At 71.9% G+C, this 14,112-nt stretch carries 14 protein-coding genes; all 14 read left to right on the top strand.

What is annotated here, in order from left to right; genetic code table 11:
• Positions 1–519 (top strand): phosphocholine cytidylyltransferase family protein (locus tag CCN33_RS16700; RefSeq protein WP_086694393.1); only part of this gene is annotated, 519 nt, incomplete at its 5' end.
• Positions 507–1,568 (top strand): iron-containing alcohol dehydrogenase family protein, encoded by a 1,062-nt coding sequence (locus tag CCN33_RS16695; protein ID WP_086694392.1) that lies wholly within the window; start codon positions 507–509, stop codon positions 1,566–1,568. The genes CCN33_RS16700 and CCN33_RS16695, both read left to right, overlap by 13 nt.
• Positions 1,546–2,325, top strand: coding sequence for a CDP-alcohol phosphatidyltransferase family protein (locus CCN33_RS16690; RefSeq protein ID WP_086694391.1), 780 nt, complete (start codon positions 1,546–1,548; stop codon positions 2,323–2,325). The genes CCN33_RS16695 and CCN33_RS16690 overlap by 23 nt, the downstream gene beginning before the upstream one ends.
• 5 nt (positions 2,326–2,330) lie before the next feature.
• Positions 2,331–3,203, top strand: a complete 873-nt coding sequence (locus CCN33_RS16685; RefSeq protein WP_086694390.1) for a glycosyltransferase family 2 protein — start codon at positions 2,331–2,333, stop codon at positions 3,201–3,203.
• Positions 3,204–3,279: 76 nt separating this feature from the next.
• Positions 3,280–4,209, top strand: coding sequence for an ABC transporter permease (locus CCN33_RS16680; protein ID WP_086694389.1), 930 nt, complete (start codon positions 3,280–3,282; stop codon positions 4,207–4,209).
• On the top strand, positions 4,202–4,981 hold the full coding sequence (locus tag CCN33_RS16675; protein WP_030817312.1) for an ABC transporter ATP-binding protein: 780 nt from the start codon (positions 4,202–4,204) through the stop codon (positions 4,979–4,981). Before CCN33_RS16680 ends, CCN33_RS16675 begins: the two co-directional genes overlap by 8 nt.
• A 360-nt stretch (positions 4,982–5,341) precedes the next feature.
• On the top strand, positions 5,342–6,238 hold the full coding sequence (gene hpnC / locus CCN33_RS16670; RefSeq protein WP_086694388.1) for a squalene synthase HpnC: 897 nt from the start codon (positions 5,342–5,344) through the stop codon (positions 6,236–6,238).
• The gene (hpnD, locus tag CCN33_RS16665; protein ID WP_167387875.1) at positions 6,235–7,185 is read left to right on the top strand and encodes a presqualene diphosphate synthase HpnD; all 951 of its coding nucleotides are present in this window, start codon (positions 6,235–6,237) and stop codon (positions 7,183–7,185) included. Before hpnC ends, hpnD begins: the two co-directional genes overlap by 4 nt.
• Positions 7,186–7,315: 130 nt before the next feature.
• Positions 7,316–8,734: a hydroxysqualene dehydroxylase HpnE gene (gene hpnE, locus CCN33_RS16660; protein ID WP_086694387.1), complete on the top strand. Its 1,419-nt coding sequence runs from the start codon at positions 7,316–7,318 to the stop codon at positions 8,732–8,734.
• Entirely contained in the window at positions 8,734–9,867 is a 1,134-nt protein-coding gene (locus CCN33_RS16655) for a polyprenyl synthetase family protein (RefSeq protein ID WP_086694386.1), read from the top strand. Before hpnE ends, CCN33_RS16655 begins: the two co-directional genes overlap by 1 nt.
• A 118-nt stretch (positions 9,868–9,985) precedes the next feature.
• Entirely contained in the window at positions 9,986–12,016 is a 2,031-nt protein-coding gene (shc, locus tag CCN33_RS16650) for a squalene--hopene cyclase (RefSeq protein ID WP_086694385.1), read from the top strand.
• Entirely contained in the window at positions 12,017–12,658 is a 642-nt protein-coding gene (locus CCN33_RS16645; RefSeq protein ID WP_086694384.1) for a phosphorylase family protein, read from the top strand. It begins immediately after the preceding gene.
• A 5-nt stretch (positions 12,659–12,663) separates the two neighbouring features.
• Entirely contained in the window at positions 12,664–13,686 is a 1,023-nt protein-coding gene (gene hpnH, locus CCN33_RS16640) for an adenosyl-hopene transferase HpnH (protein WP_086694383.1), read from the top strand.
• Between the two features lie 4 nt (positions 13,687–13,690).
• The coding region (locus tag CCN33_RS16635; RefSeq protein WP_167387874.1) for a flavodoxin-dependent (E)-4-hydroxy-3-methylbut-2-enyl-diphosphate synthase at positions 13,691–14,112 on the top strand (422 nt) is incomplete at its 3' end.

Here is a 14,112-nt window from a genome sequence, read left to right as displayed (position 1 = left end):
CTGAAGATCACGCTGATCGACAACGACAAGGCCGAGGAGTGGAACAACGCCTACTCCCTGTGGTGCGGCCGGGACGCGCTGAAGGACGGCGTGATCCTCGCCAACGGCGACACCGTGCACCCGGTCTCGGTGGAGAAGACCCTGCTGGCCGCTCGCGGTGACGGCAAGAAGATCATCCTCGCGCTGGACACCGTGAAGTCCCTGGCGGACGAGGAGATGAAGGTCGTCGTGGACCCCGCCAAGGGTGTCCGGCGGATCACCAAGCTGATGGACCCCGCCGAGGCGACCGGCGAGTACATCGGTGTCACCCTCATCGAGGGCGACGCGGCCGAGGAACTGGCCGACGCGCTGCGCGCCACCTTCGAGCGCGACCCGCAGCTCTACTACGAGGACGGGTACCAGGAGTTGGTCGACCGCGGCTTCCGGATCGACGTCCAGCCCATCGGTGACGTCTCCTGGGTCGAGATCGACAACCACGACGACCTCGCCAAGGGACGGAAGATCGCGTGCCAGTACTGACGAGGCTCATCCCCTCGCCGGTCGTCGTCGACATCCGCCCGGGTGCCCTCGCCGACCTGGCCACCGTGCTCGCCGACGAGCGCATCTCGCACTCCGGCCGCCTGGCCGTCGCCGTCAGCGGCGGCTCCGGCGCCCGGCTGCGCGAGCGGGTCGCCCCCCAGCTGCCGGGCGCGACCTGGTACGAGGTCGGCGGCGGCACCCTCGACGACGCCGTGCGCCTCGCGGACGACATCCGCGCCGGGCACTTCGACGCGCTGGTCGGCCTCGGCGGCGGCAAGATCATCGACTGTGCCAAGTACGCCGCCGCGCGGGTCGGCCTGCCGCTGGTCGCCGTGCCGACGAACCTCGCGCACGACGGCCTCTGCTCGCCGGTCGCCACCCTGGACAACGACGCGGGCCGGGGCTCCTACGGGGTGCCGAACCCGATCGCCGTCCTGATCGACCTGGACGTCATCCGGGCCGCCCCGACGCGCTTCGTGCGCTCCGGCATCGGCGACGCGGTGTCCAACGTGTCCGCCATCGCGGACTGGGAGCTGGCCAACCGGGTCAACGGCGAGAAGATCGACGGTCTCGCCGCCGCCATGGCCCGCCAGGCGGGCGAGGCGGTGCTCCGACACCCCGGCGGGATCGACGACAACGACTTCCTCCAGGTCCTGGCGGAGGCGCTGGTGCTGTCCGGCATCGCCATGTCGGTCTCCGGTGACTCGCGGCCGTCCTCGGGCGCCTGCCACGAGATCAACCACGCCTTCGACCTGCTCTTCCCCAAGCGCGCCGCCAGCCACGGCGAGCAGTGCGGCCTCGGCGCCGCCTTCGCCATGTACCTGCGCGGGGCGCACGAGGAGTCGGCGCACATGGCCGGCGTACTGCGCCGCCACGGCCTGCCGGTACTGGCCGAGGACATCGGCTTCACCGTGGACGAGTTCGTCCGCGTCGTGGAGTTCGCCCCGGAGACCCGGCCCGGCCGCTACACGATCCTCGAACACCTCGACCTCAAGACTGAGCAGATCAAGGACATCTACGCCGACTATGTCAAGGCCATCGGTAGCTGAACTCCGTCCGGTCGTCCACCCCGCGGGGGTGAAGGACCGGCGCAGCGGTGAGCACTGGGCGGGACGCCTCTACATGCGCGAGGTGTCCCTGCGCATCGACCGCTACCTGGTGAACACCAGGATCTCGCCCAACCAGCTCACGTACCTGATGACCGTCTGCGGTGTGCTCGCGGCCCCGGCCCTGCTGGTGCCGGGAATCCCGGGCGCCGTGCTCGGCATCGTCGCCACCCAGCTCTATCTGCTGCTGGACTGCGTCGACGGGGAGATCGCCCGCTGGCGCAAGCAGTACTCGCTGGGCGGGGTCTACCTCGACCGGGTCGGCGCCTACCTGACCGACGCGGCCGTGCTGGTCGGCCTCGGGCTGCGCGCCGCCGACCTGTTCGGCAGCGGCCGTATCGACTGGCTGTGGGCGTTCCTCGGCACGCTGGCGGCGCTGGGCGCGATCCTGATCAAGGCGGAGACCGACCTCGTCGGGGTCGCCCGCCACCAGACCGGACTGCCTCCGGTGAAGGAGTCGGCCGCCGAGCCGCGTTCCTCAGGGATGGCACTGGCCCGGCGCGCCGCCGCCGCCCTCAAGTTCCACCGGCTGATCCTCGGTATCGAGGCGTCGCTGCTGATCCTGGTGCTGGCCATCGTGGACCAGGTACGCGGCGACCTGTTCTTCACCCGGCTCGGCACCGCCGTGCTGGCGGGCATCGCGCTGCTCCAGACCCTGCTGCACCTGGTGTCCATTCTCGCGTCGAGCAGGCTGAGGTGAACGGCATGAAGGTCGGCGCGGTCATCATCACCATGGGCAACCGCCCCGAGGAGCTGCGGGCGCTCATCGACTCCGTGGCCAAGCAGGACGGCGACAAGGTCTCCGTGGTCGTCGTCGGCAACGGCTCGCCGGTGCCCGACGTGCCCGAGGGCGTGCGCACCGTCGAGCTGCCCGAGAACCTCGGCATCCCCGGTGGCCGCAACGTCGGCATCGAGGCGTTCGGCCCCGGTGGCAGTGACGTCGACATCCTGCTGTTCCTGGACGACGACGGTCTGCTCGCCCGGCAGGACACCGCCGAGCTGTGCCGGGCCGCCTTCGCCGCCGACCCGGAGCTGGGCATCATCAGCTTCCGCATCGCGGACCCGGAGACCGGCGAGACCCAGCGCCGGCACGTGCCCCGGCTGCGTGCCGCGGACCCGATGCGCTCCTCCCGCGTGACCACCTTCCTCGGCGGCGCCAACGCCGTCCGTACCAAGGTGCTCGGCGAGGTCGGCGGGCTGCCCGACGAGTTCTTCTACGCCCACGAGGAGACCGACCTCGCCTGGCGTGCGCTGGACGCCGGCTGGATGATCGACTACCGGTCGGACATGGTGCTGTACCACCCGACGACCGCGCCCTCGCGGCACGCGGTGTACCACCGCATGGTGGCCCGGAACCGCGTCTGGCTGGCCCGGCGCAACCTTCCGCTGCCGCTCGTCCCGGTCTACCTTGGCGTCTGGCTGCTGCTCACGCTGGCCCGCCGCCCCTCCGGACCGGCGCTGAAGGCGTGGTTCGGCGGGTTCAGGGAGGGGTGGTCCACTCCCTGCGGCCCCCGCCGCCCCATGCGCTGGCGTACGGTGTGGCGGCTGACCCGGCTGGGCCGTCCCCCGGTGATCTGAGAAGCTCGGGTGGGGCGCGCGAGCGGCCCCGCGCAGGCGAACCGGACGATGTACTCGAAGACGAAAGTTTCCCCCTGTGAGTGAGAGAACCCATGACGGCGGTGTCGCGGTGACCGCGGCCCCGTCGCCCGACGAGAGCCTGCCGGCGGCAGACCTCGCCGCCAAGTACGGGCTCGCGGTGAGCGGTGCCCGCCCCTCGCTCGTCGAGTACGTCCGGCAGCTCTGGGGCCGCCGCCACTTCATCCTCGCCTTCTCCCAGGCGAAGCTGACGGCGCAGTACAGCCAGGCCAAGCTGGGCCAGCTCTGGCAGGTGGCCACCCCGCTGCTGAACGCGGCCGTGTACTACGCGATCTTCGGCCTGATCCTCAAGGCCAGCCGGGGCATGTCGCACGACACCTACGTGCCCTTCCTGGTCACCGGCGTGTTCGTGTTCACCTTCACGCAGAGCTCGCTGATGTCGGGCGTCCGCGCGATCTCCGGCAACCTCGGCCTGGTGCGCGCCCTGCACTTCCCGCGCGCCGCGCTGCCGATCTCGTTCTCCCTCCAGCAGCTCCAGCAACTGCTGTTCTCGATGATCGTCGTGTTCCTGGTGACGATCGGCTTCGGCAACTATCCGCGGCTGTCCTGGCTGCTGATCCTCCCGGCGCTGGTGCTTCAGTTCCTGTTCAACACCGGGCTCGCGATGATCGTGGCCCGCATGGGCGCCAAGACGCCGGACCTCGCCCAGCTGATGCCGTTCATGCTGCGGACCTGGATGTACGCGTCCGGCGTGATGTTCTCCATCAACCACATGCTGGCGGACAAGCCCGAGTGGATCGTCCGGGTGCTCCAGGCGAACCCGGCGGCCGTCTACATGGACCTGATGCGCTACGCCCTGATCGACGGCTACGGCGCCTCGAACCTGCCCCCGCACGTGTGGGCCCTGGCCCTCGGCTGGGCCGTGGTCGTCTTCTGCGGCGGCTTCGTGTACTTCTGGAAGGCTGAGGAGCGGTACGGCCGTGGCTGAGCAGAACACCGGCGATCGCCGGCCCACCGTCATCGCGGACGAGCTGCACATCGTCTACCGGGTCAACGGCGCCAAGACCGGCAAGGGCAGCGCCACCGCCGCCCTGAGCCGCATCGTCAAGCGGGGCGAGCCGCGCGGGGTGCGCAAGGTGCACGCCGTGCGCGGGGTGTCCTTCACCGCCTACCGGGGCGAGGCCATCGGCCTGATCGGCTCCAACGGCTCCGGCAAGTCCACCCTGCTGCGGGCCATCGCCGGCCTGCTCCCGGCGGAGAAGGGCAAGGTCTACACCGACGGCCAGCCCTCGCTGCTGGGCGTCAACGCGGCGCTGATGAGCGACCTGACCGGTGAGCGCAACGTCATCCTGGGCGGTCTCGCCATGGGCATGTCCCGTGAGCAGATCAAGGAGCGCTACCAGCGGATCGTCGACTTCTCGGGCATCAACGACAAGGGCGACTTCATCACGCTGCCGATGCGCACGTACTCCTCCGGCATGGCGGCCCGGCTGCGGTTCTCCATCGCCGCCGCCAAGGACCATGACGTCCTCATGATCGACGAGGCGCTGGCCACCGGTGACCGCGCCTTCCAGAAGCGCTCCGAGGAACGCATCCGGGAACTGCGCAAGGAGGCCGGCACGGTCTTCCTGGTGAGCCACAACAACAAGTCCATCCGCGACACCTGCGACCGCGTCCTGTGGCTGGAACGCGGCGAACTCCGCATGGACGGGCCCACCGAAGAGGTCCTCAAGGAGTACGAGAAGTTCACGGGCAAGTAGCCCGTCGTTCCGTCAGGGCCCTGCCGGACATTCCCCGGCGGGGCCCGGCGTCTGCAAAGGATGCGTCAACTCCGGTGGGGCGTAGGAATCTTGGCGCCCATCGGTGTGTTGTTGTGATGCGCCGGACACCCCGAGGGACCCTGGCGCGTTGTACAACGTAAGCTGTACCGGTGCCGGAAACCGGCAATCGGGGCGATAATGCGCGACACCCTCCGCCGGGACGCCCCCCGGAGGGTCGGCGGCGTGTCCGAAATAGTGTGTATCGGGTCGGCAGTGTAGAACGGGAGATGTGACGGCAATGGCTACGGAAACTCCCCAGCTCACCGCGAGCCGCGCCGTCCTTGCACCGGGCAGCGCGCAGTGACGGGAACCGACACGGCGACGGCACTGGAACGCGCCACGCTGGACAAGGCCGCGCGCGAGAACTTCCCCGTGGCCCCCTTCTTCCTGCCCCGCGCCTGGCGCACCGACCTCATGGCCGTCTACGGCTTCGCCCGCCTGGTCGACGACATCGGCGACGGCGACCTGGCCCCCGGTGGCGCCGACGCCCGCGTCCTCGGCGTCCCCCCGGAGCGGGCCGACGACCGGCTCGCCCTGCTCGACGCCTTCGAGGCCGACCTCCGCCGGGTCTTCGACGGCACCCCGCACCACCCTCTGCTGCGCCGCCTCCAGCCCACCGTGCGCCGCCGCGGCCTCACCCCCGAGCCCTTCCTCGGCCTGATCGCCGCCAACCGCCAGGACCAGCTCGTCACCCGGTACGAGACCTACGACGACCTGCGCGCCTACTGCCAACTCTCCGCCAACCCGATCGGCCGCCTCGTGCTCGCCGTCACCGGCACCGAGACCCCCGAGCGCATCCGCCGCTCGGACGCCGTGTGCACGGGGCTGCAGATCGTCGAGCACCTCCAGGACGTCGCCGAGGACCTCGGCCGCGACCGCATCTACCTGCCCGCCCAGGACATGAAGCGTTTCCATGTCCAGGAGAGCGACCTCGCCGCCCCGAGCGCCGGCGCGTCCGTACGCGCCCTGGTCGCGTTCGAAGCCCGACGCGCACACGATCTGCTGAATGAAGGCGCCCCCCTCGTGGGTAGCGTCCACGGCAGACTGAAGCTGCTGCTCGCGGGATTCGTGGCGGGAGGAAAGGCGGCGGTCCGGGCGATCGCCGCCGCCGATTTCGACGTACTTCCCGGCCCGCCCAAGCCCGGCAAGCTCCAGTTGCTGCGTGAGGCGGGCACGACCCTGCGAGGAGAGGGGTGATCCGGGCAGTGGAGGCTTCGCAAGCCGTGTCCGCACCGGTACTCGCCGCCTATCGCTACTGCGAGACGGTCACCGGCCAGCAGGCCCGCAACTTCGCCTACGGCATCCGGCTGCTGCCGACGCCCGAGCGCCGCGCGATGTCGGCGCTCTACGCCTTCTCGCGGCGCGTCGACGACATCGGCGACGGCGAGCTGCCCGGCGCGGTGAAGGTGGAGCGTCTGGAGGACACCCGGGCGCTGCTCGGCCGGGTCCGGGCGGGCGCGGTCGAGGAGGACGACACCGACCCGGTGGCCGTCGCCCTCGCGCACGCCTCCGCGGTCTTCCCGATCCCGCTCGGCGGCCTGGACGAGCTGATCGACGGGGTCCAGATGGACGTGCGCGGCGCGACCTACGAGACCTGGGACGACCTCAAGGTCTATTGCCGCTGCGTGGCCGGTGCCATCGGACGCCTCTCGCTGGGCGTCTTCGGCACCGAAGCCGGCGCACGCGGCGTCGAGCGCGCCCCCGAGTACGCCGACACGCTGGGGCTCGCCCTCCAGCTGACCAACATCCTGCGCGACGTCCGCGAGGACGCCGAGGGCGGCCGCACCTACCTGCCCGCCGACGACCTGGCCAAGTTCGGCTGCTCGGCCGGGTTCGCCGGACCCACCCCGCCCGAGGGCTCCGACTTCGCCGGCCTGGTGCACTTCGAGGTCCGCCGCGCCCGCGCCCTGTTCGCCGAGGGCTACCGGCTGCTGCCCATGCTGGACCGCCGCAGCGGCGCCTGTGTCGCCGCCATGGCCGGTATCTACCGCCGTCTGCTGGACCGGATCGAGCGCGACCCGGAGGCCGTGCTGCGCGGCCGCGTCTCCCTGCCCGGCCGCGAGAAGGCGTACGTCGCCGTGCGCGGCCTGTCCGGCTTCGACACCCGGTACGTCTCGCGGCACACGCTCAGGGGGCGCGCCTGATGACGGCCGAGGCCCAGGAGGCGGCTCCGGCGGCCCGGCCGCCGCGGGCAACCCCCGCCCGCGGCGCGGCGTCCCTGACTGCGACGGCCGGACGTGCGGGGTCCGTCCGGCACGCACGGAAGGACGCGGCATGAGCGAGGACCCACGCCCGGCACGGGCGCACACCGGCGGCACCGGCCGGGACGCCGTCGTGGTCGGCGGCGGTCTCGCCGGGGTCACCGCGGCCCTCGCCCTCGCCGACGCGGGCGTGCGCGTCACCCTGCTCGAAGGCAGGCCCCGGCTCGGCGGGCTGGCCTTCTCCTTCCAGCGCGGCGACCTGACCGTGGACAACGGCCAGCACGTCTACCTGCGCTGCTGCACCGCCTACCGATGGTTCCTCGACCGGATCGAGGGCACCGCGCTGGCCCCGCTGCAGAACCGGCTCGACGTGCCCGTGGTCGACGTCGACAAGCCCGAGGGGCGGCGGCTCGGCCGGCTGCGGCGCGACCCGCTGCCCGTACCGCTGCACCTGGGGCGGAGCCTGGCCGCGTACCCGCACCTCTCGCTCGCCGAGCGGGCCTCCGTGGGGCGGGCCGCGCTCGCGCTCAAGGGGCTCGACCCCGCCGACCCGGCGCTGGACGACCAGGACTTCGGCTCCTGGCTGGCCCGGCACGGGCAGTCGGCTCGCGCCGTCGAGGCGCTGTGGGACCTGGTCGGGGTGGCCACCCTCAACGCGGTCGCGGGCGACGCCTCGCTCGGCCTGGCCGCCATGGTGTTCAAGACCGGGCTGCTGTCCGAACCGGGCGCGGCCGACATCGGCTGGGCGCACGTCCCGCTGGGCGACCTGCACGACCGGTTGGCCCGCAAGGCCCTCGACTCCGCGGGCGTCCGCACCGAGCTGCGCACCCGCGTCACCTCCGTCTCCCGCAGCGTGGACGGGCGCTGGAGCGTGCGGACTCCCGGCGAGACGATCGACACGGACGCCGTCGTCCTCGCCGTACCCCAACGCGAGACCCACGGCCTGCTGCCGGCCGGTGCGCTCGACGACCCCGGGCGGCTGCTGCGCATCGGCACCGCGCCGATCCTCAACGTGCACGTGGTGTACGACCGTCCGGTGCTCGCCCGGCCCTTCCTCACCGCGCTCGGCACGCCCGTGCAGTGGGTGTTCGACCGGACCGCCGCCTCCGGGCTGCGCGAGGGCCAGTACCTGGCGCTGTCCCAGTCGGCCGCGCACGACGACATCGACGCCCCCGTCGCCGAGCTGCGCGAGCGCTACCTGCCCGAGCTGGAACGGCTGATCCCGGGCGCCCGTACCGCGCGAGTACGGGACTTCTTCGTCACCCGTGAGCGCACCGCCACGTTCGCCCCCACCCCCGGCGTCGGGCGGCTGCGCCCCGGCGCCCGCACCAAGGCTCCCGGCCTCTACCTGGCCGGCGCGTGGACCGCCACCGGCTGGCCCGCGACCATGGAGAGCGCGGTCCGCAGCGGCGTGAGCGCGGCCGACGCCGCGCTGAGCGCCCTGGGCCGGCCCCGTCCCCGCCGCCTCTTCCAGTTCGAGGAGGCGGCCTGATGCTCGATCAGCACAGCCCGGAGGGGCCCCGCACCCCCGGTACCGCAACAAGAGGAGAGACTGTGCCCACTGTGCCGCCCCCGGCCTCGACAGCCGCCGACGCCGTGGACGTGACCGCACTGCTGGAGCGCGGCCGGACCCTGGCCACCCCGGTGCTGCGCGCCGCCGTCGACCGGCTGGCGCCCCCGATGGACACCGTCGCCGCCTACCACTTCGGCTGGATCGACGCCGCCGGGAACCCGGCCGCCGGTGACGGCGGCAAGGCCGTGCGTCCCGCCCTCGCCGTGCTCTCCGCCGAGGTCACCGGCGCCGCCCCCGAGGCGGGCGTACCCGGCGCGGTCGCCGTCGAGCTGGTGCACAACTTCTCGCTGCTGCACGACGACCTGATGGACGGCGACGAGCAGCGCCGCCACCGCGACACCGTCTGGAAGGTGCACGGCCCCGCCCAGGCCATCCTGGTCGGCGACGCCCTGTTCGCCCTCGGCAACGAGGTCCTGCTGGAGCTGGGCACCGTCGAGGCCGGCCGTGCCACCCGACGGCTGACCGCCGCCACCCGCGCCCTGATCGACGGCCAGGCCCAGGACATCTCCTACGAGCACCGCGACCGCGTCAGCGTCGAGGAGTGCCTGGAGATGGAGGGCAACAAGACCGGCGCCCTGCTGGCCTGCGCCTCCTCCATCGGCGCGGTCCTCGGCGGCGCCGACGACCGCACGGCCGACGCGCTGGAGCGCTACGGCTACCACCTCGGCCTGGCCTTCCAGGCCGTCGACGACCTCCTCGGGATCTGGGGCGACCCGGAGTCCACCGGCAAGCAGACCTGGAGCGATCTGCGCCAGCGCAAGAAGTCCCTGCCCGTGGTGGCGGCCCTGGCCGCCGGGGGCCCCGCCTCCGAGCGGCTCGGCGAGATCCTGGCCGCCGACGCCAAGAGCAGCGACTTCGCCGCCTTCTCCGAGGAGGAGTTCGCGGCCCGCGCCGCCCTCATCGAGGAGGCGGGCGGCCGCGAGTGGACGGCGGACGAGGCGCGGCGTCAGCACACCGTCGCCATCGAGGCCCTGCACGCCGTCGACATGCCCGACCGGGTGCGGGACGCCTTCACGGCGCTCGCCGACTTCGTCGTCGTCAGGAAGAGATGATCACTATCGGCCGAATAACCCTCGCGTAGTCGCCGGCCGGTGCGACGCGAACAGCGGCACACCGGCCGACGGCGGACCCACAGCAGCACGACTCGAACGACTGCACAAAGGGGAAGCCATGACAGCGACGACCGACGGAAGCACCGGGGCCACCATCCCGCCCCGCGCTGCCGCGGCCAGCGACACCGACAGCACCGACCCCCTGGCGGCCGGGGTACCCGAGGCCGCCGAACGCGCCGCCGCGCGCGCCATCGAGTTCCTGCTGGCCCGGCAGGACCCCGAGGGCTGGTGGAAGGGCGACCTGGAGACCAACGTCACCATGGACGCCGAGGACCTCCTGCTGCGCCAGTTCCTCGGCATCCTCGACGCGGCGACCACCCGCGCCGCCGCCCTGTTCATCCGGGGCGAGCAGCGCGAGGACGGCGCCTGGGCCACCTTCTACGGCGGCCCCGGCGACCTGTCCGCCACCGTGGAGGCGTACGTCGCCCTGCGGCTGGCCGGGGACGCCCCGGACGCCCCGCACATGGCGCGCGCCTCGGCCTGGGTGCGCGAGCGGGGCGGCATCGCCTCCGCCCGTGTCTTCACCCGGATCTGGCTCGCCCTGTTCGGCTGGTGGAAGTGGGAGGACCTGCCCGAACTCCCTCCGGAACTCATGTGGTTCCCCACCTGGCTACCGCTCAACATCTATGACTTCGGCTGCTGGGCCCGGCAGACCATCGTGCCGCTGACCATCGTCTCGGCCAAGCGCCCGGTCCGCCCCGCGCCCTTCCCGCTCGACGAGCTGCACACCGACCCGGCCAACCCCAACCCGCCCAAGCCCATGGCTCCGCTGGCCAGTTGGGACGGCGCCTTCGAGCGGCTCGACCGGGTGGTGCACCGGCTGCGCAAGGCCGTACCGCGCCGGGTGCGCGGGGCCGCGATGAACGCCGCCGCCCGCTGGATCGTCGAACGCCAGGAGAACGACGGCTGCTGGGGCGGCATCCAGCCGCCGGCCGTGTACTCGGTCATCGCGCTGCACCTGATGGGCTACGACCTCAGGCACCCGGTGATGCGGGCCGGGCTGGAGTCGCTGGACCGGTTCGCCGTCTGGCGCGAGGACGGCTCCCGGATGATCGAGGCGTGCCAGTCCCCGGTGTGGGACACCTGCCTCGCCGTCATCGCGCTGGCCGACGCCGGAGTCCCCGCCGACCACCCCCGGTTGCTCAAGGCGGCCGACTGGATGCTGGCCGAGGAGATCCGCCGGCCCGGCGACTGGTCCGTCAAGCGTCCCGAACTCCCGCCGGGCGGCTGGGCGTTCGAGTTCCACAACGACAACTACCCGGACATCGACGACACCGCGGAGGTCGCCCTCGCCCTGCGCCGGGTCAGCCACCCCCAGCCCGACCGGGTGGACGGGGCGATCGCGCGGGCGGTGCGCTGGAACTTCGGGATGCAGTCGAAGAACGGAGCCTGGGGCGCCTTCGACGTCGACAACACCAGCCCGTTCCCCAACCGGCTGCCGTTCTGCGACTTCGGTGAGGTCATCGACCCGCCGTCCGCCGATGTCACCGCGCACGTCGTGGAGATGATGGCGGCCGAGGGGCTCGCCCACGATCCGCGCACCCGGCGCGGCATCGCCTGGCTGCTCGCCGAACAGGAGGCGGACGGCTCCTGGTTCGGCCGCTGGGGCGTCAACTACGTGTACGGCACCGGCTCGGTGGTGCCCGCCCTGACCGCGGCCGGACTGCCCGCCTCCCATCCGGCGATCCGTCGCGCGGTGCACTGGCTCCAGCAGGCGCAGAACGACGACGGCGGCTGGGGTGAGGACCTGCGCTCGTACAAGTACGCCAGGGAATGGAGCGGCCGGGGTGCCTCCACCGCCTCCCAGACCGCCTGGGCGCTGATGGCGCTGCTCGCGGCGGGGGAGCGGGACTCCGAGGCCGTCGAGCGCGGAGTGCGGTGGCTGGCCGACACCCAGCGAAACGACGGCTCCTGGGACGAGCCGTACTTCACCGGCACCGGTTTCCCTTGGGACTTCTCCATCAACTACCACCTCTACCGGCAGGTGTTCCCGCTCACCGCGCTCGGCCGGTACCTGCACGGCGACCCCTTCGACAAGGCGCCCCTGGCCACCCGCAGAGGTGTCCGTGCCGCGGCCGGAGGGAGCTGAATGAGATCCCGGCCCGCCCCGGCACCGCTGCTGATCGTCTGCGCGCTCGGCATCGAGCGGTTCGCCCTGCGCACCGGCGACCGGGGCGGGGCCGGGGGGCGGTTCACCGTTCTGCGCACCGGTATGGGCCCCAGGGCGGCGGAGCGGTCCGTCGCCGAGCGGCTCGCCGGTCCGGAGACGGCCGGCACCGCCGTGCTGGCCACCGGCTTCTGCGCCGGGCTGGCACCGGGCATGCACCCCGGCGACCTGGTGGTCGCCGAGGAGACCCGTGACCCGCGGGGGGCCGTCCCCTGCGTGGGCACCGACCTGCTGGTGAAGGAGCTGAGGCGCGCCTTCCCCGGCCGCACCGTCCACACCGGCCCGCTGACCGGCTCCGACCACGTGGTCCGGGGCCCCGAGCGCTCCGCTCTGCTGGCGACCGGCGCGATCGCGGTCGACATGGAATCGGCGGCCACCCTGCGCACCGCCGTCGGCACGGGCGACCGCCCGGTTGCGGCCGTACGGGTGGTCGTGGACGCTCCTGAACATGAACTTGTCCGGATCGGAACGGTACGCGGTGGAATATCGGCCTTCCGTGTTCTCCGTTCCGTCCTTCCCGCGTTTTTCGAATGGCACCGTTCCTTGCCGCTCCCCCGGAGGTGAGCCAGATGGCCATGCCGTTGCGTCAGTCCATCAAGGTCGCTACATACCTGGCCGAACAGAAGCTCCGCAAGCGGGACAAGTTCCCGCTGATCGTCGAGCTGGAACCGCTGTTCGCCTGCAATCTCAAGTGCGAGGGCTGCGGGAAGATCCAGCACCCGGCCGGCGTGCTCAAGCAGCGGATGCCGGTCGCCCAGGCGGTGGGCGCGGTGCTGGAGTCCGGTGCGCCGATGGTGTCCATCGCGGGCGGTGAGCCGCTGATGCACCCGCAGATCGACGAGATCGTGCGCCAGCTCGTCGCCAGGCGCAAATACGTCTTCCTGTGCACCAACGCCATGCTGCTGCGGAAGAAGATGGACAAGTTCACCCCGTCCCCGTACTTCGCGTTCGCGGTGCACATCGACGGGCTGCGCGAGCGGCACGACGAGTCCGTGGCCAAGGAGGGCGTGTTCGACGAGGCGGTGGCGGCGATCAAGGAGGCCAAGCAGCGCGGTTTCCGGGTCACCACCAACTCGACCTTCTTCAACACCGACACCCCGCAGACCATCGTCGAGGTGCTGAACTTCCTCAACGACGACCTGCAGGTGGACGAGATGATGATCTCGCCCGCCTACGCCTACGAGAAGGCGCCCGACCAGGAGCACTTCCTCGGCGTCGAGCAGACCCGTGAGCTGTTCAAGAAGGCGTTCTCCGGCGGCAACCGCAGGCGGTGGCGGCTCAACCACTCCCCGCTGTTCCTGGACTTCCTCGAGGGCAAGGTCGACTTCCCCTGCACCGCCTGGGCCATCCCGAACTACTCCCTGTTCGGCTGGCAGCGCCCCTGCTACCTGATGAGCGACGGGTACGTGCCGACCTACCGCGAGCTGGTCGAGGACACCGACTGGGACAAGTACGGCCGGGGCAAGGACCCGCGCTGCGCCAACTGCATGGCGCACTGCGGCTACGAGCCCACCGCCGTCCTCGCCACCATGGGCTCCCTGAAGGAGTCGCTGCGGGCCATGCGCGAGACCGTCTCCGGAAACCGGGAGTGAGGCCGTGAGCGCCGTCTCCCTGGGCGTCCCCGAGGTGCCGGCCCGCCCTGTCGCCCCCCGCAGGGTGTCGCGGCAGATCCAGGTGGGGCCGGTGGCGGTCGGGGGCGGGGCGCCCGTGTCGGTGCAGTCGATGACGACGACCCGTACGTCGGACATCGGGTCGACCCTCCAGCAGATCGCGGAGCTGACGGCGTCGGGGTGTCAGATCGTGCGGGTGGCGTGTCCGACGCAGGATGACGCGGACGCGTTGGCGACGATCGCGCGGAAGTCGCAGATCCCGGTGATCGCGGACATTCACTTCCAGCCGAAGTACGTGTTCGCGGCGATCGAGGCGGGCTGTGCGGCGGTGCGGGTGAATCCGGGCAACATCAAGCAGTTCGACGACAAGGTCCGTGAGATCGCCAGGGCGGCCAAGGATCACGGCAC

This window comes from Streptomyces recifensis (assembly GCF_002154615.1).
Lineage (GTDB): Bacteria > Actinomycetota > Actinomycetes > Streptomycetales > Streptomycetaceae > Streptomyces > Streptomyces griseoluteus.
This window is presented reverse-complemented; position numbering and strand designations above follow the sequence as displayed.

Coding starts and splice junctions, on each gene's coding strand:
- CCN33_RS16690 (WP_086694391.1), top strand. CDS start 1,546: ATGTCAAGGCCATCGGTAGCTGAACTCCGTCCGGTCGTCCACCCCGCG.
- CCN33_RS16685 (WP_086694390.1), top strand. CDS start 2,331: ATGAAGGTCGGCGCGGTCATCATCACCATGGGCAACCGCCCCGAGGAG.
- hpnE (WP_086694387.1), top strand. CDS start 7,316: ATGAGCGAGGACCCACGCCCGGCACGGGCGCACACCGGCGGCACCGGC.
- CCN33_RS16655 (WP_086694386.1), top strand. CDS start 8,734: ATGCTCGATCAGCACAGCCCGGAGGGGCCCCGCACCCCCGGTACCGCA.
- shc (WP_086694385.1), top strand. CDS start 9,986: ATGACAGCGACGACCGACGGAAGCACCGGGGCCACCATCCCGCCCCGC.
- CCN33_RS16645 (WP_086694384.1), top strand. CDS start 12,017: ATGAGATCCCGGCCCGCCCCGGCACCGCTGCTGATCGTCTGCGCGCTC.
- hpnH (WP_086694383.1), top strand. CDS start 12,664: ATGGCCATGCCGTTGCGTCAGTCCATCAAGGTCGCTACATACCTGGCC.